Here is a 24,330-nt window from a genome sequence, read left to right as displayed (position 1 = left end):
GTGCTGTTTAAATGCGCCTGAAATCCGAAAGTTAAAACATACGCGGACCATTGCGGGCTGAGCATTGCATTTTTACTACAGATGACGTCGAAAGATTCCGCTAAAGCAACTTAATATCAATGCCTTAATTGGCACTTAGAAGCGCAACCGAAACACCTCCAAACAAATTCAGACGCCGCGCTATGCACCTTGCGAACACCCGCGATGCAGTCAATGCAAACCGGTGGGATATCTCTGCCGCCGATGCCACTGCCCAGCCATTATTTACCCATAGAAGTTAGATATCAAGTTGTTTGAATATTGAAGGTAACTGCTCTGGCAGGTCTTCTGCGATTAAACCGGGGCCGAAATACCGCGCGCATTCTGTATGTAACCAGGCGGCCGTTTCCGCGGCCTGCATCGGGCCCAGCCCCCGCGCCAACAGCCCGGTGACGTAACCCGCAAGAACGTCGCCGGACCCGGCGGTCGCCAGCCAGGGGGCGGCCCGTTCATAGACCGAGGCATTGATCGAACACTTCCCGTCCGGTGCCGCAATCACTGTGTCCGGACCCTTGAACAGAACTACGCACCCGGCCCGCGCTGCCGCTTCGCGCGTGGCGTCCACTTTGGAATAAGCCGGGCCTTTGGTTGGCGCGGCTTTCAGCTTTTCAGCAAGGTCCGGAAATAGCCGGGCAAACTCACCCCCATGCGGGGTAAGCACGCAGGTCTCATGCAATTGCGCAATCAACGCGCCCGGGTCGTCCGCAAAGGCTGACAGAGCGTCCGCGTCCAGCACCGTCGCGCGCTTGGTTGCCAGAGCAGCTGGCACCAGCTTCCGTGCCCGCTCTACCCCCAACCCGGGGCCAAGGCACAGCGCATTCAACCGCTCATCGCGCAGGACTTGGGACAAACCCTCAGCCCCCTCCACCCGCTGCAGCATGATGGCCGTCACCTGTGCCGCCACCTCCATTTGGGCGGACGGAGGCACCCCCAGCGTCACCAGCCCAGCCCCGATCCTGAGCGCGCCTCGCGCCGCCAACCGCGCAGCACCGGTTTTGCCAAAGCCACCGGAAAGAATAAGAGCATGGCCATGAGCGTATTTATGGCGAGGTTCACTCTTGCGAAGACGTGGACCAGAGGGCCGCTTCACCAAATCTGCAATCTCAGAACCGTCAGATTCATGACGCAGTCCGATATCTTTGACGACCAGCCGTCCACACATGGACGGCCCCTCACTCAGAACGTGCCCAAGCTTGCGTGAGTGGAACGAAACCGTCAAAGCGGACCGCGCACAACGGCGACCATGTTCAGGAAACGCGCCGCCAAGCACTCTGCCTGAATCCGAACAAAGACCAGACGGCATATCAATCGCAACTGTCAGTGGCGGAGTGACCTCCGTCCCCGCACCTTGCCTTCGCATGTCCCACGCATCGGCTGCATCATCATGCGCCCAAAGCAGTTCCCACAGCGCCGGATTTTCGATTGGCCGCGCCAATCCGGTTCCAAACAGCGCATCGATCGAAAGATCTGGGTGCTGAATCTCGCCATAGCCCGGCTCAGTCGCTTTGATAGTCCGCCCCTCCCATCGCTCATAATTCACCCGCGCTTCCGGAGGCAGTTTTTCCGGGTCGCCATTGAGAAAAACTTCAACCTCCCAACCCTGCTCGCGCAACAGCCGGGCTACAACAAAGCCATCACCGCCATTGTTCCCCGGCCCACACAGGACCACAGCCCGACCGGGCGATTTTGCCAACTCCGGCCACTCTTCGAAAATCGCCTCGACAACGCCCTGCCCGGCCCGCTCCATCAGGTCCAGGCCGCTCACTTGCCCAGACTCAATCGCGGCCTGCTCGATGGCGTGCATCTGTGCTGCGGTCAGCAACTCGGTCATCTCATCCCTCTCACGCGATTCACTTTCGATTACTTTTTGTGCATGTCGATCAAAATTTAACCCAAAGCCTGCTTTCCACGCATCTGGCCCCCGGCAATACAGCAATCGGATTGCCGCACAATCTTAGACGTGATCAGTGCGGTCCAGACAACCATGCAAGGTGAACCGGAATGAAAAAGATCGAAGCGATCATCAAGCCGTTCAAACTGGACGAAGTGAAAGAGGCGCTGCAGGACGTGGGCGTTCAGGGCCTCAGCGTGATCGAGGTAAAAGGCTTCGGTCGCCAGAAAGGCCACACCGAGCTGTATCGCGGTGCCGAATATGTTGTCGACTTTCTGCCCAAGGTGAAAGTCGAGGTCGTACTGGACGATGATCAGGTCGACGCTGCCATCGAAGCCATCGTGGGCGCCGCAAAAACCGACAAGATCGGCGACGGCAAGATCTTTGTCTCGCCCGTGGAACAAGCCATCCGCATCCGTACCGGCGAGACCGGCTCGGACGCGCTGTAACAGACACATCTTCAAATCAGAGGAAAAAGAGAATGAGCAAGGACGCAGTTCTTCAGCTGATCAAGGACGAAGGCGCCGAGTATGTCGACGTCCGTTTCACCGACCCGCGCGGCAAGCTGCAGCACGTTACCCTGATGGCCGATCAGGTTGACGAAGACTTTCTGGAAGAAGGCTTCATGTTCGACGGTTCGTCCATCGCGGGCTGGAAGTCGATTGAAGCTTCGGACATGAAGCTGATGGTCGACACCGAAAGCGCCTATGTCGATCCGTTCTACGCGGAAAAAACCATCTGCGTGCACTGCTCGGTGGTCGAGCCCGACACCGGCGAAGCCTATGAGCGTGACCCGCGCGGCACTGCGCAGAAAGCCGAGGCATACTTGAAAGCATCGGGTATCGGCGACGTTGCCTATATGGGCCCCGAGGCCGAGTTCTTCCTGTTCGATGACGTTCGTTTCTCGAACAGCATCAACAAGGTATCCTACGAAGTTGATGCGACCGACGCGTCGTGGAACACCGACACCGAATACGAGATGGGCAACATGGGCCATCGTCCGGGCGTCAAGGGCGGGTATTTCCCGGTCAACCCCATCGACGAAGCACAGGACCTGCGTTCGGAAATGCTGTCGACCATGAAGCGTCTGGGCATGAAGGTCGACAAGCACCACCACGAGGTCGCCTCGTGCCAGCACGAGCTGGGTCTGATCTTCGACAGCCTGACCAAACAGGCCGACGAGCTGCAGAAATACAAGTACATCATCCACAACGTCGCGCACGCCTACGGCAAATCGGCCACCTTCATGCCTAAACCGATCGCAGGTGACAACGGCACCGGTATGCACGTGAACATGTCGATCTGGAAGGACGGCAAGCCGCTGTTCGCCGGCGACAAGTATGCCGACCTGTCGGACGAGGCGCTGTACTTCATCGGTGGTATCCTGAAGCACGCCAAAACGCTGAACGCCTTCACCAACCCGGCGACCAATAGCTACAAGCGCCTGATCCCCGGTTTCGAAGCCCCCGTTCTGCGCGCCTATTCGGCCCGGAACCGTTCGGGCTGTGTGCGTATTCCGTGGACCGAAAGCCCGAAAGCCAAGCGCGTGGAGGCCCGCTTCCCCGATCCGGCCGCAAACCCCTATCTGGCGTTTGCCGCACTGCTGATGGCCGGTCTGGACGGCATCAAGAACAAGATCGATCCGGGCGAAGCCATGGACAAGAACCTGTACGACCTGCCCGCCGAAGAACTGGCCGACATCCCGACCGTCTGCGGCAGCCTGCGCGAAGCGCTGGAAGCACTGGCATCGGATCACGACTTCCTGCTGCAGGGCGACGTGTTCACCAAAGACCAGATCGACGGCTACATCGCGCTGAAGATGGAAGAAGTCGAAACCTATGAGCACACGCCGCACCCTGTCGAATACGGCATGTACTATAGCTGCTGATCGATAGCATTCGGCGAAAATTCCCAAAGGGGCGTCCATCGGGCGCCCCTTTTTCGTCAAGCAGGATTTGACGGATCACAGTTGATCTTTCACACTTGTTGCATTGCTCTCAGCGGAGAATGCACATGCCCGCCAGTGACGCCCCTTTTGCTGACTACTCTGATTTTGTGACCTCGACCGAGGACCTTGAACGCATCTGCGGACAGCCCCTGCCCCAGATCATCGCCAAAGAGCTGTCGGGACTGGATCAGATGTGTCGCGATTTCATCGCAACCTCGCCGTTCTGCCTGATCGCCTCGGCCAACCCCAAAGGGCATCTTGATATTTCCCCCCGTGGCGACCCGTCCGGTTTTGTTCAGGTGCTGTCGGACACATTGATCGCAATCCCCGACCGGCCCGGAAACAAGCGGGTCGATACATTTCATAACGTGTTGCAGGACCCGCGCGTCAGTGTGATTTTCTTTGTTCCCGGCAAAATGGAGACGCTGCGCCTGCGCGGCACGGCGCGCATATGTGCAGATCCCCAACTGTTGCAGTCGATGGCCGTGGACGCCCGCGTGCCCAAGCTTGCGCTTTTGATCCATGTCGAGACCGTTTTCGCGCATTGCCCCAAATGCGTCATCCGCGCGAATCTATGGCAGCCCGAGAAATGGCCGGATTCCTCGGAATTGCCCAACATGAACGCGATGATGGTCAAACATGCAAAGATCAACAAAACGCCGGATCAATGGTTTGAATGCCTGAAAGAGGCCGGAGAACTGGATTTGTATTAACCCTCACACCAGCTTTATAGTTTCAATTCTTTCAAACGGATAATCCCCATGCTTCGCCCTCTTCTTCTGACACTCGCCCTGATCATTCCGGGCCTCGCCCTCTCGGCCCCGTGCGGCAACACCAGCGCTGGCTTTGATGCCTGGAAACAAGACTTTGCCAAGCAGGCCAAACGCGCGGGCGTGAAAAAGAAAGGCCTGCAGGCGCTGGCCCAGACGCAATACCAGACCAGAACGATTGCCGCTGACCGTAACCAGAAGAGCTTCAAATACTCGCTGGACAAGTTCATGCAGGTACGTGGCGCAAACACGATCATCGCGCAAGGGCGCAAACGCAAAGCCCGGAACCCGCAATTCTACGCGGCGCTCGAGCGTCAATACGGCGTGCCCGCCGGCGTTCTGATCGCAATCCATGGCATGGAAACCGGGTTTGGCGGCTTTATGGGGGATAGCCCGGTTGTGTCATCAATCACCACCCTGGCCTTTGATTGTCGCCGCTCCGAATTCTTTATTCCTCATGCCATCGGGGCGCTCAAACTGGTGGATCAGGGCAGTATCACGATGGCGACAAAAGGGGCAAAACATGGCGAGCTGGGGCATACGCAGTTTCTGCCGGGGAATGCCCTGACTTACGGCGTCGATGCAACCGGAGACGGCCAGGTTGACTTCTACAACCTCACAGACGCGTTGGCCTCGACCGCGAATTTTCTTCGTAAGAAAGGGTGGAAAGCCGGCAAAGGATATCAGCCGGGCGAGCCGAATTTCGCTGTGATCCAGCAGTGGAATGCGGCCTCGGTCTATCAGCAGTCCATCGCGATCATGGCATGGCGAATCGACAACTGAGCCTGCCCGATGATCGACTCGGCCAAAACCGATTTCGGCCACATTCCCGCCACAGACATTAACGTAACACCCTAATTTCTTGGTTTCCAAAGCGTAACCAATGCCCGATATTCCTGAGTTTTCTCCCATTTCGTCAAAATTTGCCCCATATCCGCGGATATACTGACGTGAGAATTATTACAGCGAAGGAATATGCTGTGACCGCAAAGCACATGTATCATGGTGGTCTGCAATTCAACGGATCATCAGACGGCGCGCTTGAGCGTTTCTGTGACGTCGTGTCGACCACGCTTGAGGATTACGGACATCTGGTCGAGCGTCAGACGCTGCTGAGCGCCTCGGAAGCCAGCATCGTAACCAGCCAGTATCTCGTGCGCCTGTCTCTGGACGCCAAGCCGGTAAAGGCCGAGCATTCGCATCACGAACGTATGGACCGCGCTGCGGGGCTCAAAACCATGGCCCGTTCTGTTGTGACTTCGCCGAACAACCGGCTGACCATCACAATCTGTCCGGTCTCCGCCCTGCTGGACGATCGCGACATTTCCGAGCTGATGCTAGTCGTTATCCTGTATCGCATGGTGGATATCAGCTCGACCCGGCGTGTCGAGTGGCTGTCGCCAAAGACGGTATTGACGATCGAGCAGTTCATGGGCGCATTCGATTCAATAGCACCGCGCAAACCTCGGGACAGAAAGCAGATTTTCGAAAGCCTGAGCGGACGGTTCGCCGGGCTCGATCTGCCGGATCATGACGATCCCGTTTTTGAGCCACGTAAGCCGAACCCCCGCCCGATCCAGCTGAGCGACGAGCAACTGCTCAAGATCGCCTTCCGCACCGAGCCCGATACGCCGCAGACCACAGACGCCCCGCTAGAGATCGCCGAGGAAGATGAACGCCCGAGTGATATCCTGAGGCTCACAAGCTGGGGCATGACGGGTGCTGTCGCCAGCCTCTCGGCCCCGTTGGCGATTTCGCTGGCGGCGGTCAACCTGATCCGGGGCGAGGATTTTCGCCTGAACACGCAGGTTCTGGCTTTTACCACGGCCATTTTTGGACTGCATTCGACCAATGCATTTGCCGGGGTTGCCACCGTCCTGGGACTGTAACCAAATTACCGAAGACCCTCCTTGGAAGCCCCGCCATCAGGCGGGGTTTTCCGTTTTTGCAAACCGGTCAGCCAACAGAACATAAGTATGGATCGCGAACACCACCGCCTGGCTCTGCGGCAAACGCAGCAGGGTCTGACGCTCACTGCGCAGATACCGAGCGCTATTGCGATCACCTGCAAGGCGAGGTGCGTTGACGCTGCGCGGCTGAAACAGCTCGGCATCGTGATACCACAATGTGTTGAAACGCCATAAGGGACGTCCGGGCCGGATGCCGTTGAACAGGCGCTGCACACGGCGCGCTATGTTGGTGTCATAATCCGCGACGGGCGTGTGGATCGCGGTCAACGGACGCATGAATTTCTCGGACAAGGACCAGCTTGCCGGAAAGCACAGGATGGCGCCAGTCAGGACATGCTCATCCCCTTGTTTCTGAAGGATGCAAAAATCCTCCTGCACCAGATGGCAGAGTGTTTCCAGCGGGCGCGATCTGTCTATCTCGATTGACGTCCCGTCAGGCCGGCATACCTGCCCCGACGCGCCCGGATAGGTCTGGGACAGGACAAGTTCCAGCAGCTCCTGTGCCGGGGCCAGCGCCTCGGGGCTTTGCGCCAGAACCTCGGACCTGTGATCCGACAGAAGTTCGCCGCGTCGTCGCATCTGACCCGCAAAGGCGTCATCGCGATGCAACCAACGATCCGGATCAGCCGGACGCATACCGGGCAACGGATTCGGGGTCAGAGGATCATATGGGATCTCTTGTTGTAAAATTACCGTCATGCCCGGGGCATACCATGTCTTTTTCGCGCTGTCGGTCGGAAAGCGACCCGCATCCGGTCGCAAATTTTCAAGACGCGGCGGCGCTGAATTTGCAGGGTGCGCGGGCAAGCAGAAAGGTCCGCCAGTGAACACTCCCTATCGCGACAACCGCAAGATCGATCCGACCAAAGGCGCCACCCTGGGCGATGGCACTCCCAACGACAACGACCGGATTGAGATCGGGCCGACGAAACTTGCCTTCGACGAATGGGAAGCCGCGGGGCTGAGCCTGCCCAATCTCGAACGGATGCGTGAATATCGCTGGAAACGGCTGACCAAAGGGATCGTGGATCGCGATTGGGGCGGCGTTCTGATGTTCGACCCGCTCAATATCCGCTATGCCACCGACAGCACCAACATGCAGCTGTGGAACACCCATAACCCGTTCCGCGCAGTGCTGGTCTGTGCAGACGGCTATATGGTGATCTGGGACTACAAGAACTCACCCTTCCTGTCGGAATTCAACCCGCTGGTGCGCGAGCAACGCTCGGGTGCGGACCTGTTCTATTTCGACCGGGGCGACAAGATCGACATTGCCGCCGATGTGTTCTCGAACGAGGTCCGAGCGCTGATCGAAGAACATGGCGGCGGTAACAAACGGCTGGGCGTCGACAAGATCATGCTGCACGGCCTGCGCGCGCTTGAGGCGCAGGGGTTCGAGATCATGGAAGGTGAAGAGCTCACCGAAAAGACCCGCGCAGTGAAAGGACCGGACGAGATCCTTGCCATGCGCTGCGCCAGCCATGCCTGCGAAACCGCAGTCGCGGAAATGGAGCGTTTTGCCCGCGCCAATGTGGGTGACGGAAAGACGTCAGAAGATGATATCTGGGCGGTTCTGCATGCCGAGAACATCCGGCGCGGCGGCGAATGGATCGAAACCCGCCTTCTGGCCTCGGGTCAGCGCACCAACCCATGGTTTCAGGAATGCGGCCCCCGGATCACACGCCAGAATGAGATCATCGCCTTTGATACCGACCTGATCGGCTCTTACGGGATCTGCATCGATATCTCGCGCACGTGGTGGATTGGGGATCAAAAACCGCGACCCGACATGATCTATGCGATGCAGCATGCGCATGAGCACATCATGACCAATATGGAGATGCTGAAACCGGGCGTCACAATCCCCGAGTTGTCGGCCGGATGCCATAAACTGGATGACAAATTCCAGGCGCAGAAATACGGCTGCATGATGCATGGCGTCGGTCTGTGCGATGAATGGCCCTTGGTCGCCTATCCGGATCAGGCGGTTGCGGGGTCCTACGACTATCCGCTCGAACCCGGCATGGTGCTGTGCGTCGAGGCCGCCCTGGGCGAGGTTGGCGGAGATTTCTCGATCAAGCTGGAAGATCAGGTTCTGATCACCGAGGATGGCTATGAGAACCTGACCAAATACCCGTTCGACGCGCAGTTGATGGGTCAGGGATAAAGGCTAGCGATCCTTTCTCCAATCTGACCGTTTGACATTGCCGTGCCAGTCTTCTGGCGCGGTAATGGCGTTTTGTTGAACGTCGACAAGGGGCCAGTTCTGCCCCAGCGCAAAGCTGACTGCGCCGGTCAGGATAAGCGCGAGTACGACTCCGGGGTGCAGTGTTGGTTTCAGCGGGACATTGGGTGCATGTGCCATGTTGGCCTCCGTTCCTTTTGTCTGGGATGCAGGAAACCTGGGGGCCATTCATTCATTAGTAAAATGAATGTTTAATGTATATAACTTCACAAAAATTGATTTCCTGATACTCTGAGATGGGCAAGCAGGTCGCCAGCCATATGCGGAATTGGGTATCAAATCCTCACCTTACCGTGACGCTTCTGACATAAGGGTTGAGAGAAGCGGCGCCAGAACACAGTATTGGCGGGATCCCAACACCAAGGAATACCCATGCCCACCGAACGCATTACCTTTGCCGGTCACGACGGCAGCCAACTGGCCGCGCGCCTCGATCTGCCGGATGGGCCGGTTCTGGCAACTGCGCTGTTTGCCCATTGCTTTACCTGCTCAAAGGACATTCCCGCAGCACGACGTATTTCGACGCGACTGGCTGCCATGGGCATTGCGGTTTTGCGGTTTGACTTTACCGGGCTGGGCCACTCGGGCGGCGAGTTCGCGAACACCACTTTTACCTCGAATGTCGAAGACCTGATCGCGGCGGCGCAATACCTGGCCGGGCGGAACATGGCCCCGGCCCTGCTGATCGGCCATTCGCTTGGCGGAGCGGCCGTGTTGCGCGCCCGCGCCGATATTCCGTCCGTGAAGGCGGTGGTCACGCTGGGCGCACCTGCGGATCCCGGCCATGTCTCGCACCATTTCGAGGCCGCTCTGCCCGAGATTGAGGCTGAGGGCAGCGCCGAAGTATCGCTGGGCGGGCGGCCGTTCCGGATCGGCAAGGCCTTTGTCGATGATATCTCGGAAACCGCGCTGTCCCCGGCCATCGCCGAGTTGAAGGCGGCCCTGTTGATCCTGCATGCCCCGCGGGACGAAACGGTCAGCATCGACAATGCCAGTACGATTTTCCTGGCCGCCAAGCACCCCAAAAGCTTTGTCACCCTCGACGATGCCGACCACCTGATCACCCGCGCGTCCGATGCGGATTATGCCGCCGACGTGATTGCGGCCTGGGTGTCCCGGTACGTCAAGCTGTGCCCGCCTGCACCCCCACCCGGTGCGCCAGAGGGCGTCGTGCGCGTGACCGAGGCCGACCCGTCGGGTTTTCTGCAGGACATCCAATCCGGTCCGCGGCATCACGCCGTCGCCGATGAGCCCGCCTCGTATGGCGGCACGGATCGCGGCATGTCGCCCTATGGCTTCGTATCCTCGGGGCTTGGGGCCTGCACGTCGATGACCATCCGCATGTATGCGCGCCGCAAGCGCTGGCCGTTGACAGCCATCACTGTGGATGTGTGCCACAACAAGGTACACGCACAGGACGCAGGCCTTGCCAGCGAGGGCAAGGTGGATCAGTTCCGCCGCAAAATCCGGCTTGAGGGGCCGCTGGACGCCGAGCAAAGGGCAAAATTGCTTGAGATCGCCGACAAATGCCCCGTGCATCGCACTCTGGAGGGCAGCGCCCAAATCACAACCGAACTGCTCGCCTAGCATCAGGCCGGGCCACTGTCGGCGTGATGAAACCCAATCGTGCCAGAAATGAAAAAGGGGCTGCACCTGCAGCTCCTTTTTTGTTAACGCCGCCGCGGAGATGGGCGGTGGATCGGTGGCCGTGCCGCCGGAGGGCGCGCCACCGGCGGACGCGGGCGCGCGGGCGGTTTGGCGACCGGGGGTTTGGGTCGCTGCGGCGGTTTGGAAGTCGGAGGTCCGTTGGGGCGATCAGGCCGGTCGGGACGGTTGATATCAACATCCACATTGACATTGCGATCATGATAATAGTCGTTCCACAGCATCGAGTCATAGAACGGATCATATCCGTACCCGACCCCCACCGTGACGCCATCGCAGGCTGAAAGGGAAAGTGTCGCCACACCGAGGCCCAGCACCAGAGCGGATCGTTTGATCAGTTTACGCATCATCCGCCCCCCTTCACTGCAAAGACCGGAACGACGCGAACACGTCGTTCAGATCGTCTACATAGGCCGGATCCGCCCCATCCCGCAGGATCGCAACCACAATGGCAACGCGGTTCTTCGGCAGATCGACGATCGTAGCGGTGAAATTCACCCCGCGCGCGTCGCGTGTACCGGTGCCCCGGATGATCCGGGCAGGCAGCCCTCCGACCCTTGTGTCGCTGGTGCTGGTGACGGTTGGGTCCTTGACCAGAAACTTGTCGATATCATCCAGATACCGGATGCCGCCCTGAATGTCGGTCACTCCGGCGGGTGAGACGAAACCCATCCACACATTGTCATCCGTGAACGGCCTGATCCCCATAACCCGCGCGACAGCGCGGGGATCGCCCAGTTCGGTGTCCTCGATCTCACGCGGGCCACCGGTTCGGATGGTCCAGAAATCGGGCACATCAAAGCGAAACAACCCCTGTCCTTCGTCGGTGTAGATGACCGGCGTTTCGGCCCCGGCAGTGCCCGCAAAGAACAACGCGGCACATAAGGCGGGCGTTGAAAGAAATGGAATACGCATATCTGAATAGCCTGATGGTTTCTCAGGTCTCAGGTTGAACCACCAATGCCCTCGTTGTCCAGCAGCACATTGGAGAGACAACAAAAATCCCGCATCCGAGTCCATCGGATGCGGGTTCGATTGTCGTCGACGGGTCCGGGATCAGGTGCGGGCGTTGCCGACCAGTTTCCAAACCGCCGGGATCAGCAGCGCGGCCAGGGCCAGCTTGATCGCATCGCCCACCAGGAACGGTGTCAGACCCCATTCCAGGATCGGCTTGTCCCAGCCATAAAGCTGACCCAGCCACAGCAGGCCGGGCACATAGATCAGCACGTTGGCCAGAACCAGTGCCAGCGCCAGTTTACCGACCGAACGATCCCAACCGCGCGCCGCCAGAGCGCCCAGAGCCAGGGTCGCCAGCACATAACCGACCAGATAGCCGCCGGTGCCGCCCATCATGTAGGTCAGACCGAATTTCTCGGCCGAGGAGCCTGCGAAGACGTCAAAGCCCAGCGCGCCGACCAGCAGGTAACCCAGCATGGTCACCAAACCCAGGCGCGCGCCATATGCGGTGCCGATGGTCAGCACGGCAAAGGTGCCCATGGTGATCGGAACCGGCCACATCGGCACTTTGATCTTGGCGGCCACAGCCAGCGCAACGATGCCCAAAGCAACCAGTACGATCTGTTTTACGCGCAGCGCCGTCCCCTCGCGCGGGCCAAATGCATTGGCCAATACGTTCGCATTCATTTCGTTTTCTCCACTTCTGGATCTCTTTGCACATGCAGCAATGCCCGTTCCGGGCCGTTGCTGCAAGATGATTACGCTATCGGGGCGTATTTGGTCTCCATTTCATAGGATTTTCGCGGTCCGGACACCGTCCAGCGGACTGCCCAGCGCGGCCATCCCGAGAAATCGTATGATGCATCATAGCTGTCGGGCGGGCAATCGTGATGGTCTTCGGCCCGCACCTGGCCCAATGTCAACGCGTGGAAATAGCGATCATCGTCGAAATGGATCGCAATCCGCTCTCCTGCATCACGCCAAAGGTATCGCCGCGTCCCGGTCATCGCGGGCTGCTCCGGAATGCGCAGCGTAACGGTTTCATCATAAATCAGACCGTTCGCCTCGCGCCGCAGCACGGCGGTGCCGTCGGCTTGAACCAGTTGCCCCGCCCGGTCGTCCCGGATCAGGCGCTCAAGGCTCCAGCTTCCTTCGAAATCGGACAGGGTTTCGGGCAGCATCACTCGGCATATGTCCCGTCTGTTGTCCCGCCGGCCTGATCGACAAATCTGATCGTATCGCCCTTTTGCAGAACATCGTAGCAGGCCCACAGCTCGGACGGCGGCCAGATCGAGCAATACTGATCGCCACGCACTGCCCAACGCCCGGCACTGGGACGGCCCGAGAAATACTGTGTCACCATCGTATCCTCGAAAGCCTGCCAGACACCCTTGCCGTAATCGAGCTTCCGCTCGGTCAGGGCCTGCAGAATCTCGTCACCGGTCAGCGCACGAAACTCTTGCGCGGCCAGAATACCCGGCCAGAGCAACAAAATCAGGGCAAACCGTCTCATCCCGGCACTCGCGTCTTGTTCCCTAGGACATGCGCGGCTAAACCCCGCGCCAACGCCTCATCCCAATCACAAAAAGGTGCTGCCGCCAATGATTCCCCGCTATTCCCGCCCTGACATGGTCGCCATCTGGTCGCCCGAGAGCAAGTTCCGCATCTGGTACGAGATCGAAGCGCACGCTTGCGACGCCATGGCCGATCTGGGTGTGATCCCGCGTGAAAACGCCGAGGCCGTCTGGAAAGCCAAGGACGTCGAATTCGACGTTGCCCGCATTGATGAGATTGAGGCCGTCACCAAGCACGACGTCATCGCCTTCCTGACCCATCTGGCCGAGCATGTGGGCAGCGAGGAAGCCCGCTTCGTGCATCAGGGCATGACCTCTTCGGACGTGTTGGACACCTGCCTCAACGTGCAACTGACCCGCGCCGCCGATATTCTGATTGCCGATCTCGAAGGCCTGCTGGCCGCGCTGAAGCGCCGCGCAATCGAACACAAGCACACCATCCGCATCGGTCGCAGCCACGGCATCCACGCCGAACCCACCACCATGGGTCTGACTTTTGCCCGGTTCTACGCCGAGATGGACCGCAACCTGTCCCGGATGCGCGATGCCCGTGCGGAAATCGCAACCGGCGCGATCAGCGGCGCGGTCGGTACTTTCGCCAATATCGACCCGCGCGTCGAAGAACATGTCTGCGATCAGCTAGGTCTGGTGCCCGAACCGATCAGCACGCAGGTCATCCCGCGCGACCGCCACGCGGCCTTCTTTGCAACGCTCGGTGTCATCGCCAGCAGCGTCGAAAACATCGCCATCGAAATCCGCCACATGCAGCGGACCGAAGTGCTGGAGGGGGCCGAGTTCTTCTCGATGGGTCAGAAAGGCTCGTCGGCCATGCCGCACAAGAAGAACCCGGTGTTGACCGAGAACCTCACCGGTCTGGCGCGCATGGTCCGCGCCGCCGTGATCCCGGCGATGGAGAACGTGGCGCTCTGGCATGAACGCGATATCTCGCATTCCTCGGTCGAACGTATGATCGGGCCGGACGCCACGATCACGTTGGATTTTGCACTGGCCCGTCTGACCGGCGTGATCGACAAGATGCTGATCTTCCCCGAGAACATGCTGGAGAACATGAACAAGTTCCCCGGTCTGGTGATGAGTCAGCGGGTTCTACTGGCGCTGACGCAGGCAGGGGTCAGCCGCGAGGACGCCTATGCCATGGTTCAGCGCAACGCGTTGAAGGTTTGGGAACACCGTACCGATTTCAAAGAAGAACTGCTGGCAGACGCGGACGTCACCGCCGCGCTGAGCCCTGCGGAAATCGAAGAGAAGTTCGACCTCGGCTATCACACCAAGCATGTCGACACGATTTTTGAGCGTGTATTCGGCGAATAAACGCCCAAAACCCTGTAACAAAGGCCCGGTCCGCTCAACTAGCAGGCCGGGCCTTTTTGCGAATGCAAGGAAATCGGTTAAGCTAAAGCCGTTGTTTCTGCGAGAGGGACAGATCATGATCCGCACCATTCTTTGCACAATTGCACTTGTCTGTATGGCGTCAACAAGCCTGGCCTGTAATTCACATTCCAAACAGACCCAATCCTGCGCCGAAGGCTCGGTCTGGGATCAGGAAACGTCGAGCTGCGTAAAAATCGTCAATAGCTGAGCAGCTTCTTTCCTGATTGTGAATAAAACTACCGCGTCCGGTGTTAGCTTTTTTGAAGATCGCACTATTGTCTCACAAAGCAGCCCCGAGAACGGAGTATCATTATGCGCCTTGTATTAGCATCCGCAATTGCATTTCAGGCATTTGCCTTTGCCACCATGGTTCACGCCGCAGGCGGTGACAGCAACCCGCCCAAGCCGACCAACACCACCAAGAAATGCCTCTTTGGCCGCGTCTATGACGAAGCGGCGGGGCGTTGCGTAAAGCCCAACAAGACAAACTTCACTGAGGACCAGCTTTATGATGCCGTGCGCGAACTGGCCTATGACGGGCAGTACGAGAACGCTCAGGGCATTCTGCGCATCATGGATCAGGACGACGACCGGGTGCAGACCTATTGGGGTTTCACCTATCGCAAGATGGGTGAGTTGGAATTGGCCAACGCATTCTATCAGAAGGCCATCGCGACCAACCCAGACAATATTCTGGCCCGCAGCTACATGGGCCAGGGGTTTGTGGCCGAGGGCAAGACCGAACTGGCCATCGCCCAGTGGCGCGAGATCAAGGCGCGCGGTGGTGAAGGTACTTGGGCCGAAGCGTCCCTGCGCGAGGCCATCCGCACCGGGCTGACCTATAGCTACTAGGGTTCAGGGTTTCTTTACCCGTCTCTCGTTATTCTGCCTGCAACGCGAACTTGGTATTGCAGGCAGATGCAGGACACACATGCATTGGTAGAAATGGCGCCGGGCGCTCAGCGCCCCGCTGCCGGTCAGGATGACGCAGCGCCACGGGTGGTGCCCCGGCAACTCAGCAGCCGGGAAAAGGCCGCCGTCGTGGTGCGATTGCTCTTGAACGAAGGTGCCGACATCCCGCTTGAGGAATTGCCCGACTCACTTCAGGAAAAGCTGACCCATCAGCTGGGTCAGATGGGCCTCGTTGACCGGGTGACGCTGGCGTCTGTGGCGCAGGAATTTGCTGACGCACTGGACGGTGTGGGCCTTTCCTTTCCGCACGGTCTGGCCGGGGCCTTGGATGCCGTGAATGGCAAGATCGCCCCGGCGACCGCCGCACGGCTGCGCAAGGTGGCTGGCGTGCGGCAGATTGGCGACCCTTGGCAACGCCTGCGTGAGGTTCCGCCGGAAGAGCTGGCTGAAATGGCCAAAGCAGAAAGCACCGAGGTTGCGGCGGTGATGCTGTCAAAGCTTGAAACGGCGACGGCGGCACAGATCCTCGGCCACCTGCCCGGCCCCACGGCGCGACGGATCACGTATGCGGTATCCAAGACCGCCAACGTGACGCCCGAAGCGGTCGAACGTATCGGGTGGTCTCTGGCCGCGCAACTGGACCAGCGCCCGACCCCGGCCTTTCGCGATGGCCCCGGCGCGCGGGTTGGCGCGATCCTCAACCAGTCCGCTGCGGCCACGCGCGATGGTCTGCTGACCGCGCTGGACGAGGAAGATGCCGATTTTGCCTGTGTCGTCCGGCAATCGATATTTCTGTTTTCTCATATCCCTGCCCGCATTCAACCGCGCGACATCCCGGCAATCCTGCGCGGCGTGGATCAACCGGTCCTTGTGACCGCGCTCGCAGGGGCAAGCAGCGAAGACGACTCGGCGGCGGTCGAGTATATCCTGTCGAACATCTCGTCACGTATGGCCGATAACCTGCGCGAAGAGGTGGCGGATCGCGGCAAAGTCAAGCAATCCGAAGCCGAAGACGCGATGTCGCAGATCGTCACCGCCATCCGCGCCTTGCTGGACGAAGGCACGATCACCCAAGTCGATATTGATTAAGACGAAGCCTAGCCCCACTTGTGATAAAAGAACGGGGCCTGTATGTCTGTTCGCGCAAATCACAACACCCAGGTGTCCTTCCCCATGCCCGTCGAAAAGTCGGAACTGAGCCGATTTGAGCTTGGAAAATACTATGTCACCAACCTGTTTATGAAAGGTGTGATCGGCGGCATGCGTCTGCTGCCATACGAGCGGCGCATTGGTGCGATGGGCGCTTTGACCCGCTGGCTTGCGCCCGTGGTCGGATTCCGCACGCGGGTCCGGCGCAACCTGAAACTGACCTGTCCCGATCTGCCCGAGGATGAGGTCAATCGTATCTGCCGGGCGGTGCCCGACAATGCCGGGCGCGCGATTATGGAGCATTTCTCGGCCGATGGTTTCATCGACCGGCAAAGCAAAGCCAAGGTGACGGGCTCGGGCGTTGAAGCCTTTGACAAGGCTGTTGCCGAAGGCAAGCCGGTGATGATGATCACTGCGCATTTCGGCCATTATCTGGCGGCTCGCGTCGCGCTGCAGGCCCGCAGCGGCCAGCCCATCGGCTGCCTCTATCGCCGCATGGCCAACCCCTATTTCAACGAGATGTATGTGGACGCCTTTTATCAGACCGGCGCGCCCATGTTCGAACAAGGCCGTCGCGGCATGGTCGAGATGGTTCGCTCGCTCAAGAAAGGGGGCATCATCGCGATTGTGTCAGACCTGCACGCCCATGGCGGCGAAGAGCTGACCTTTTTCGGCAAGCCCGCCGTCACTTCGGTGCTGAATGCCGAACTGGCGATCAAATACAAGGCTGTGCTGATCCCATGCTATGCGGTGCGCGAGCCCAATGGCATCGATTTTGAGATCGTGCTGCACGAACCCGTGCCCCACACCGATCCCAAGACCATGACCCAGTTCACCAATGACGACCTTGAGACGATGGTGCGGCAGCATATGGGGCAATGGTTCTGGATTCACCGCCGTTGGAAAGCCTGGAAGAAACTGGGCGTTCAGCCACAGGATATGCCCTGATTACTTGACCCTTGTCGCCGCCACAATCGGCCCGTGCCCGGTGCGCTGTACCAGCACAACGGCAGGCAGGTCGGATGACAATGATGCGGTAAAGATCTGCGGCGCCACCCCATCCCAGTGCCCCGCGATCTGCCAGTTTTCGACCACGTTGGCATAGTCCAGCTCACGGCCCGCCAGCTCTCCGCGCCGGATCGAAGCGTGGCGCAATGGTGAGTATTGTACGATGCGCACCTCATAGGTTTGACCGGCGGGCAGTTCGACCGGGGCAACATCCACAACCACGTCATTGCCCGTGCGCGTGGCGCGCACCTCTGCCTCTGGTGCGGCGGTCAGGTGGGCGTTGATCAGACGATTCAACTCACCCGCTTTGGCGCCTACAACATCCTGCTGCCCGTTAACGACCATCTGCGGCGTATAGATCATGGTCCGCCCACCTTCCCGCGCATAGGCACGTTGACGCTCGGTATGGTCGGGGCGGGCATATTCATCTTTCCAGCCAATATAGTCCCAATAATCCACATGCAGCGCCAGTCCGATCACGTCGTCGCGCTTGGCAAGCTCTTCCATCATCCGATCCGCCGGCGGGCAAGAGGAGCAGCCCTGCGACGTGAACAGCTCAACCACGACCGGGTCGCTTTCCGCGTGGGCGGCGGTGGTCAGAAAGAATGAGGCTATCGCGGTCAGGGCGGCTGATCTGATCATGACTCTCTCGGTATGGCTGGGCTTTGGAAATGTCTAAACCGAATTCCCTTAAACCACCAATCAAGGTTTCTTGAGAGCTTGACGGCAGAATTTCGCAAAATGTGTGCAATGGCATACAAAAATCACCGCAGACGGTTTGTTGGTCCTTGAACCGTCAACAATCGTGATACAGATAAGCGTTAGCGAATCCCATATTCCAAGGCATTTGAGAGGGAGGCCAGTAGATGCCCATCAAAGTCGGACAGGATACCGCCAAGACACGCCGCAGCCTGAGCGTGAATGGCAAGTCCATTTCCTATTACTCGATCCCCGCCGCACAAGAGGCCGGCCTGGGTGATTTCTCGAACCTGCCCGCCGCGCTGAAAGTGGTGCTGGAAAACATGCTGCGGTTCGAAGACGCCGGTTTTTCCGTCTCGGTTGACGACATAAAGGCCTTCGCCGAATGGGGTGCAAATGGCGGCAACAACCCACGCGAGATCGCTTATCGCCCGGCCCGCGTGCTGATGCAGGACTTCACCGGTGTTCCCGCCGTCGTGGACCTGGCCGCAATGCGCGACGGGATCAAAGGGCTGGGTGGTGACGCGCAGAAGATCAACCCGCTGAACCCGGTCGATCTGGTCATCGACCACTCAGTCATGATCGACGAATTCGGCAACCCGCGCGCATTCCAGATGAATGTCGATCGCGAATATGAACGCAACATGGAACGCTACCAGTTCCTGAAATGGGGTCAGAACGCCTTCAACAACTTCCGCGTCGTGCCCCCCGGCACCGGCATCTGCCATCAGGTGAATCTGGAATATCTGGCCCAGACCGTCTGGACCGACACCGACCAGAACGGCGATGAGGTCGCCTATCCCGACACGCTGGTCGGCACTGACAGCCACACCACCATGGTCAATGGCATGGCCGTTCTGGGCTGGGGCGTTGGCGGCATCGAGGCCGAGGCCGCGATGCTGGGTCAGCCGATCTCGATGCTGATCCCTGAGGTCGTGGGCTTTGAACTGACCGGTGCGATGGTCGAAGGCACCACCGGCACCGATCTGGTTCTGAAAGTCGTCGAGATGCTGCGCGAAAAGGGCGTTGTGGGCAAATTCGTCGAGTTCTTCGGCGAAGGTCTGGATCGCCTGCCGCTGGCCGACCGCGCAACCATTGCCAATATGGCCCCCGAATACGGCGCGACCTGTGGCTTCTTCCCGATCGACGGGGAAACCCTGCGGTATATGCGCAATACGGGCCGTGACGAAGACCGCATCGCGCTGGTCGAGGCCTATGCCAAGGAAAACGGCTTGTGGCGGGGGGCGGATTATGCGCCGATCTACACTGACACGCTCAGCCTCGATATGGGCACCATTGTTCCCGCCATCTCGGGTCCGAAACGCCCGCAGGACTATGTTGCGCTGACCGACGCCAAGGCCGCCTTCACCAAGGAAATGGAAGAAACTTTCAAGCGCCCGATGGGCAAAGAGGTTCTGGTCAAAGGCGAAAACTACGCGATGGAATCGGGCAAGGTTGTAATTGCCTCGATCACGTCCTGCACAAACACCTCGAACCCCTATGTGATGATCGGCGCGGGTCTGGTGGCGCGCAAGGCGGCCGCGTTGGGCCTGAACCGCAAACCGTGGGTCAAAACCTCGCTGGCACCGGGTTCACAGGTCGTCTCGGCCTATCTTGAGGCCGCCGGTCTGCAGGATGATCTGGACGCCATCGGTTTTAACCTCGTGGGCTATGGCTGCACGACCTGTATCGGAAACTCTGGTCCGATCCAGAGGGAAATCAGCGAAGCCATTGCCGAGGGCGATCTGGTCGCGACCTCGGTCCTGTCGGGCAACCGCAACTTCGAGGGCCGGATCTCGCCCGACGTGCGCGCCAACTATCTGGCGTCACCGCCGCTGGTCGTGGTCTATGCGCTGGCCGGGACGATGGATATCGACCTGACCTCGGAACCTGTTGGACAGGATAAGGACGGCAATGATGTCTTCATGAAAGACCTGTGGCCGTCGCAGAAGGAAATCGCCGATCTGGTCGAGGCCACAGTGACCCGCGAAGCGTTCCAGTCGAAATATGCCGATGTCTTCAAGGGCGACGAAAAGTGGCAGGCGGTCGAGGTTCCGCAGCAGGAAACCTATGACTGGCCGCCCACTTCGACCTATATCCAGAACCCACCCTATTTCCAGGGCATGGGCCCCGAGCCGGGCACCATTTCGAACATCGAAGGGGCCAAGGTGCTGGCTGTTCTGGGCGACATGGTCACCACCGACCATATCTCGCCCGCCGGGTCTTTTGCCACTACGACGCCTGCGGGCAAGTATCTGACCGACCGTCAGGTGCAACCGCGCGAGTTCAACTCGTATGGCTCACGCCGGGGCAACCACGAGGTGATGATGCGCGGCACTTTCGCCAATATCCGCATCAAAAACGAGATGCTTGAGGGTGTCGAAGGCGGCTATACCAAAGGGCCGGATGGCGAACAGACCTCGATCTATGACGCATCGATGGCCTATCAGGCTCAGGGCACGCCGCTGGTGGTGTTCGGCGGCGAGCAATACGGCGCGGGATCGTCACGCGACTGGGCGGCCAAAGGCACCGCGCTGCTGGGCGTCAAGGCGGTGATTGCCGAAAGCTTTGAACGCATCCACCGTTCGAACCTTGTTGGCATGGGTGTGATCCCGTTCGAATTCACGGGCGGCGACAACCGCAAGACGCTGGGTCTGACAGGGGACGAGACCGTCTCGATCCATGGGCTGGACACGATCCAACCGCTGCAGGACGTGCCCTGCACCATCGTTTACGGTGATGGTACCGAGAAGACGATCACATTGAAGTGCCGTATCGATACCGCGCCCGAGATCGAATACATCGAAAACGGTGGTGTGCTGCATTATGTGCTGCGCAACCTGGCCCAGGCATCGTAACGCGCAGGTAGAAACGTAAACTCAGACCCCCGGCAATCGCCGGGGGTTTTTTGTTTTCTGGTCATTTATTCCAAAATCTGAAACTGTTTGGAAAAGATGACGCACGGAAACCAATAGCCATGAAAAAACCCAATGCCCTGATGGTCTGCTCGCTCAGCGTCATAGCAGTGATCGGGATATGGGGCGTCATCGATATCGAAAGCTTGGTGAGTTGGGCGAATGCAATTGTTCAGCAAACCTTTCACAGCCGCGGATGGTTCGTGATGCTGGCGGCCTCGGGAATGCTGATCGGTTGCCTTGTGCTGGCGTTTTCCCCTTATGGCAACATTCGTCTTGGCCGGGATGATGACAAGCCAGAGTTTTCCACCACGACCTGGATTTCCATGCTCTTTTCTGCAGGGATGGGTGTGGGGTTGCTGTTCTGGGCGGTGGCAGAGCCGTTGACCCATTTTAGTTTCATCTCGGGCATGGCGCCGGACTTCATTGCAGCGCAGCAAGCCATGTTGGCCACGAACTTTCACTGGGGTTTACATGCCTGGGCCATTTACGGCTCGACCGCGCTTACGATTGCCTATTTCAGCTTTCGTCGCGGCACCGGGATGATGGTCAGCGCACCGATCAAAAACCTGTTTCCGGGCCAACGCTGGGCCGAGTGCGTTGGCTGGCTGTCTGACCTAATGGCCATCGTCGCGATTGCGATCGGCGTTGGTGGCTCTATGGCGATGGGTGTGTTTCAGGTCGCGGACGGCATCGCCGTCATGGGAAACAGCGACACGGTCGGAGCGATCCTGATCGGCGTGGTTTTCGTGGCAATGGTGGCCGCCTATGTACCTGCACTTCTGATCGACCTGGGACAAGGGATGGCGCGGCTGTCAAATGCGGCGATGTTGATTGCCATCAGTCTGGTGGCCTACACGGTGGTCCTTGGCCCCACCGAATACCTTTTGAACACCGTGGTTCAGGGTTTCGGCGACTACGTCCGTAATGTGATACCAAGAGGCTTTCAAACCTTTGCGTTTTTTGGCGATGACGTAGCCCGATGGTTCAGCGACTGGACCCTCACCTATATGGTCTGGTGGATCGCGTGGGGGCCGTTCGTGGGTGTATTTGTTGCACGCATCTCGCGCGGCAGGACGATCCGGGAATTCGTGATCGGCGTACTGTTCGCGCCGACGCTGTTTTCGATTCTCTGGTTCGGAGCTTTCGGTGGCATTGGCCTGTTTGAAGCGCTCAATGGCGCAGGCGAATTGCTGGCCTATACACAATCCAATATCGAGCGTGTGACTTTTGCCCTGCTCGACCGCCTGCCGCTATCCCTGATTACCACATTAGCCACGGTACTTGCGGCCTTTCTTTTCATCGTCACAAGCGTCGTCAGCGCAGCGTTTGTGTTGGGAACATTCTCGACAGGCGGGGATGAGAACCCGCCCCCACGCGTGCGCCTGATCTGGGGGGCGCTGCTGGGTCTTTTGAGCGTCGCGATGATCCTGTCAGGATCGGTGGATTCGGTGAAAATCCTGATCTCTCTGGGGGCGTTACCCTTTGTGTTCATATCGGTGCTGTTGATGGTGTGCCTGATCCGAGGATTGCGAGAGGAGGGTCAAAATCATGCTGATCGGTGATCTGACTGATACCCTGATGAATCTGGTCACCTTCGCCTTCATCGCGGCGATGATCTGGATTCTCATTCGCGAGTAGCGAGGAGCCGCCGTTCTCGTTTGGTCGGAAGCCTGTTATAATAGAGACTTTAACCGCCTGCCGCCTTCTCCAGCGCGGGACGGATTGTGTTTTCGATCACCCGCTGTGTGATGGGCCCAGCCCAGCGCAGGATAATCGTGCCCTCACCGTCGATCACATAGGTTTCGGGCACACCGTAGACACCCCAGTCCAGCCCCATGCGGCCCTGTTCATCCCGCCCGATACCGGTATAGGGATCGCCCAATTCGGCCAGGAACTCCTCGGCGTTGTCCAGTTGGTCTTTGTAATTGATGCCATAGACCGAAATACCCTCGTCCGACAGCGCCTGCAGGTTGGGGTGTTCGACGCGGCAGGGTGCGCACCAGCTGGCCCAGTAGTTGACCAGCTTGACCTCACCATCGCGCAGGGCCGCATCGTCAAAGCCCGGTTTGCCCGCGAATTCTGTCAGAACAACGGGCGGCGCCGGTTGGCCCTCGCGCGCGGACGGCAGCGCGTTGGGATCGTCGCGGAACATGCCGATACCTGCCAGCACGGCGAAGGCTCCGAAAATCAGCGGGGGCGCGATCATCAGCGGCGATATCTTAGCCATTGCGCGACATCCTTTGTTCAACCTTCTCCATCTCGGCCCGCACCTTGCGGCCCCGGATCACGCTGAAACCCACCAGCGCGACCAGAAGCCCGATGGAGACCACATAGGACCAAAGCACGGTATCGGCATATTTTCCAAGATCAGGGATCATCCATTCACCCTTTCCCGCGCCAGCAGAGCCTTGATCCGGCGGGCGCGGATTTCCGTGCCCGTGCGATAAAAGACCAGCGCGATGAATAGCAGCACAAAGCCGATGATACACAGCATCAGCGGATAGAAGTAGATATTGCTGACTTTCTCCTCGGTATCCGTTCCGGTAATCGCCCCGGCCCGCATTACCGAGGCCCCCTGATGCAGCCCCTGATTCCAGAAGTTCACCGCATAGCGGCTGAGCAGCGCAAAGACCGATCCAACAAGGCACAGGACCGAGGTCAGATCCGCCGCCGTATCGGGGTCCTCGATCGCTTCCCACAAGGCGACATAGCCCAGATAAAACAGGAAGAGGATCAGGAACGAGGTCAGGCGCGGATCCCAGGCCCACCAGGTCCCCCACATGGGTTGTCCCCAGATTGCGCCTGTGGCCAATGCGATCAGGGTCATCACGATACCAATCGGCGCTGCGGCACGCGCCGCCAGCGCACTGACATGGTGGCGGCGTACCAGCCAGACCAGCGAAGTCGCCAACATCATCAGCCAGCAATTGATCGCCATCAGCGCAGCGGGCACATGCAGGTAGATGATCTTGACGGTCGAGCCCTGTTTGTAATCATCAGGGGTGAAGAAGAAGCCCCAGACCAGTCCGACGACCAGGCATACAGCCGAGGTGATCCAGAAGAATGGCAGGACGCGCTCGCTGGTGGCAAGAAACTTGCGCGGATTGGCGTATTCCCACAGGGCGTTGGCTTTGGCTGCGATTGTCATGTGCCCTATCTAGTCCGAGTCGGTGTGGTTCTCAATTGACCTCGG

25 protein-coding genes are annotated in these 24,330 nt (G+C 59.1%); 13 read left to right on the top strand and 12 right to left on the bottom strand.

The features are described from left to right. Positions 1-277: 277 nt before the first annotated feature. Complete coding sequence (locus tag ACR0K9_RS02340; RefSeq protein ID WP_480820438.1) at positions 278-1,870, bottom strand: NAD(P)H-hydrate dehydratase; 1,593 nt, start codon at positions 1,868-1,870, stop codon at positions 278-280. Positions 1,871-2,040: 170 nt separating this feature from the next. Here ACR0K9_RS02340 and ACR0K9_RS02335 point away from each other — a divergent pair, with 170 nt between their 5' ends. The 5 genes from ACR0K9_RS02335 to ACR0K9_RS02315 all read left to right on the top strand — a co-directional run bounded on the left by ACR0K9_RS02335 (position 2,041) and on the right by ACR0K9_RS02315 (position 6,537). After that, entirely contained in the window at positions 2,041-2,379 is a 339-nt protein-coding gene (locus ACR0K9_RS02335; protein ID WP_074734010.1) for a P-II family nitrogen regulator, read from the top strand. 32 nt (positions 2,380-2,411) lie between these two features. Beyond that, on the top strand, positions 2,412-3,818 hold the full coding sequence (gene glnA / locus ACR0K9_RS02330; protein WP_058280622.1) for a type I glutamate--ammonia ligase: 1,407 nt from the start codon (positions 2,412-2,414) through the stop codon (positions 3,816-3,818). Positions 3,819-3,943: 125 nt separating this feature from the next. Continuing rightward, positions 3,944-4,591: an MSMEG_1061 family FMN-dependent PPOX-type flavoprotein gene (locus ACR0K9_RS02325; RefSeq protein ID WP_480820436.1), complete on the top strand. Its 648-nt coding sequence runs from the start codon at positions 3,944-3,946 to the stop codon at positions 4,589-4,591. Between the two features lie 48 nt (positions 4,592-4,639). Then, entirely contained in the window at positions 4,640-5,431 is a 792-nt protein-coding gene (locus ACR0K9_RS02320) for a lytic murein transglycosylase (protein WP_480820434.1), read from the top strand. Between the two features lie 197 nt (positions 5,432-5,628). Continuing rightward, the gene (locus ACR0K9_RS02315) at positions 5,629-6,537 is read left to right on the top strand and encodes a hypothetical protein (RefSeq protein WP_480820432.1); all 909 of its coding nucleotides are present in this window, start codon (positions 5,629-5,631) and stop codon (positions 6,535-6,537) included. Between the two features lie 36 nt (positions 6,538-6,573). On the opposite strand, the gene ACR0K9_RS02310 is transcribed toward ACR0K9_RS02315, so the two are convergent. Continuing rightward, positions 6,574-7,317, bottom strand: a complete 744-nt coding sequence (locus ACR0K9_RS02310) for a heme-dependent oxidative N-demethylase family protein (RefSeq protein ID WP_480820430.1) — start codon at positions 7,315-7,317, stop codon at positions 6,574-6,576. 124 nt (positions 7,318-7,441) lie between these two features. Between ACR0K9_RS02310 and dddP the strand changes: the two genes are divergently transcribed. Next, entirely contained in the window at positions 7,442-8,785 is a 1,344-nt protein-coding gene (gene dddP / locus ACR0K9_RS02305) for a dimethylsulfonioproprionate lyase DddP (RefSeq protein WP_480820428.1), read from the top strand. Positions 8,786-8,788: 3 nt separating this feature from the next. On the opposite strand, the gene ACR0K9_RS02300 is transcribed toward dddP, so the two are convergent. After that, positions 8,789-8,983 carry a hypothetical protein gene (locus ACR0K9_RS02300; RefSeq protein WP_480531704.1) on the bottom strand — a complete coding sequence of 65 codons (195 nt, stop codon included), beginning with the start codon at positions 8,981-8,983 and terminating at the stop codon, positions 8,789-8,791. Between the two features lie 252 nt (positions 8,984-9,235). Here ACR0K9_RS02300 and ACR0K9_RS02295 point away from each other — a divergent pair, with 252 nt between their 5' ends. Beyond that, positions 9,236-10,450 carry a bifunctional alpha/beta hydrolase/OsmC family protein gene (locus ACR0K9_RS02295; protein WP_480820426.1) on the top strand — a complete coding sequence of 405 codons (1,215 nt, stop codon included), beginning with the start codon at positions 9,236-9,238 and terminating at the stop codon, positions 10,448-10,450. An 83-nt stretch (positions 10,451-10,533) separates the two neighbouring features. Here ACR0K9_RS02295 and ACR0K9_RS02290 read toward each other — a convergent pair whose 3' ends face one another. The 5 genes from ACR0K9_RS02290 to ACR0K9_RS02270 form a co-directional block, all read right to left on the bottom strand. After that, positions 10,534-10,878: a hypothetical protein gene (locus ACR0K9_RS02290; RefSeq protein WP_480820424.1), complete on the bottom strand. Its 345-nt coding sequence runs from the start codon at positions 10,876-10,878 to the stop codon at positions 10,534-10,536. Positions 10,879-10,888: 10 nt separating this feature from the next. Next, entirely contained in the window at positions 10,889-11,443 is a 555-nt protein-coding gene (locus tag ACR0K9_RS02285) for a hypothetical protein (protein WP_480820422.1), read from the bottom strand. Between the two features lie 141 nt (positions 11,444-11,584). After that, positions 11,585-12,172, bottom strand: a complete 588-nt coding sequence (locus ACR0K9_RS02280; protein ID WP_480820420.1) for a biotin transporter BioY — start codon at positions 12,170-12,172, stop codon at positions 11,585-11,587. Between the two features lie 71 nt (positions 12,173-12,243). Beyond that, positions 12,244-12,666, bottom strand: coding sequence for a DUF6314 family protein (locus tag ACR0K9_RS02275; protein WP_480820418.1), 423 nt, complete (start codon positions 12,664-12,666; stop codon positions 12,244-12,246). Beyond that, positions 12,666-12,998 carry a hypothetical protein gene (locus ACR0K9_RS02270; RefSeq protein WP_480820416.1) on the bottom strand — a complete coding sequence of 111 codons (333 nt, stop codon included), beginning with the start codon at positions 12,996-12,998 and terminating at the stop codon, positions 12,666-12,668. The genes ACR0K9_RS02275 and ACR0K9_RS02270 overlap by 1 nt, the downstream gene beginning before the upstream one ends. Before the next feature lie 88 nt (positions 12,999-13,086). Here ACR0K9_RS02270 and purB point away from each other — a divergent pair, with 88 nt between their 5' ends. From purB to ACR0K9_RS02250, 4 genes are all read left to right on the top strand, one after another. After that, positions 13,087-14,391 (top strand): adenylosuccinate lyase, encoded by a 1,305-nt coding sequence (purB, locus tag ACR0K9_RS02265; RefSeq protein ID WP_480531690.1) that lies wholly within the window; start codon positions 13,087-13,089, stop codon positions 14,389-14,391. 372 nt (positions 14,392-14,763) lie between these two features. After that, on the top strand, positions 14,764-15,303 hold the full coding sequence (locus tag ACR0K9_RS02260) for a tetratricopeptide repeat protein (protein ID WP_480531688.1): 540 nt from the start codon (positions 14,764-14,766) through the stop codon (positions 15,301-15,303). A 66-nt stretch (positions 15,304-15,369) separates the two neighbouring features. Then, the gene (locus tag ACR0K9_RS02255; protein WP_480820414.1) at positions 15,370-16,452 is read left to right on the top strand and encodes a flagellar motor switch protein FliG; all 1,083 of its coding nucleotides are present in this window, start codon (positions 15,370-15,372) and stop codon (positions 16,450-16,452) included. Between the two features lie 84 nt (positions 16,453-16,536). Next, positions 16,537-17,460 carry a lysophospholipid acyltransferase family protein gene (locus tag ACR0K9_RS02250; protein ID WP_480531683.1) on the top strand — a complete coding sequence of 308 codons (924 nt, stop codon included), beginning with the start codon at positions 16,537-16,539 and terminating at the stop codon, positions 17,458-17,460. On the opposite strand, the gene ACR0K9_RS02245 is transcribed toward ACR0K9_RS02250, so the two are convergent. Then, positions 17,461-18,162 carry a DUF1223 domain-containing protein gene (locus ACR0K9_RS02245; protein ID WP_480820412.1) on the bottom strand — a complete coding sequence of 234 codons (702 nt, stop codon included), beginning with the start codon at positions 18,160-18,162 and terminating at the stop codon, positions 17,461-17,463. Positions 18,163-18,386: 224 nt separating this feature from the next. Between ACR0K9_RS02245 and acnA the strand changes: the two genes are divergently transcribed. After that, a complete protein-coding gene (gene acnA / locus ACR0K9_RS02240) occupies positions 18,387-21,077 on the top strand; it encodes an aconitate hydratase AcnA (protein WP_480820410.1) in 2,691 nt (896 codons plus the stop codon). Between the two features lie 119 nt (positions 21,078-21,196). Then, on the top strand, positions 21,197-22,699 hold the full coding sequence (locus tag ACR0K9_RS02235) for a BCCT family transporter (protein ID WP_480820408.1): 1,503 nt from the start codon (positions 21,197-21,199) through the stop codon (positions 22,697-22,699). A 125-nt stretch (positions 22,700-22,824) separates the two neighbouring features. On the opposite strand, the gene ACR0K9_RS02230 is transcribed toward ACR0K9_RS02235, so the two are convergent. Genes ACR0K9_RS02230 through ACR0K9_RS02220 form a run of 3 tightly spaced genes read right to left on the bottom strand, consistent with a single transcriptional unit; the run spans position 22,825 to position 24,285 of the window. Further along, entirely contained in the window at positions 22,825-23,364 is a 540-nt protein-coding gene (locus tag ACR0K9_RS02230) for a DsbE family thiol:disulfide interchange protein (protein ID WP_480820406.1), read from the bottom strand. Continuing rightward, a complete protein-coding gene (gene ccmD / locus ACR0K9_RS02225; RefSeq protein WP_480531673.1) occupies positions 23,357-23,515 on the bottom strand; it encodes a heme exporter protein CcmD in 159 nt (52 codons plus the stop codon). The genes ACR0K9_RS02230 and ccmD overlap by 8 nt, the downstream gene beginning before the upstream one ends. Next, a complete protein-coding gene (locus ACR0K9_RS02220) occupies positions 23,512-24,285 on the bottom strand; it encodes a heme ABC transporter permease (RefSeq protein ID WP_480531671.1) in 774 nt (257 codons plus the stop codon). Before ACR0K9_RS02220 ends, ccmD begins: the two co-directional genes overlap by 4 nt. Positions 24,286-24,330 lie beyond the last annotated feature (45 nt).

It is taken from the genome of Ruegeria sp. L12, assembly GCF_056531745.1.
This window is presented reverse-complemented; position numbering and strand designations above follow the sequence as displayed.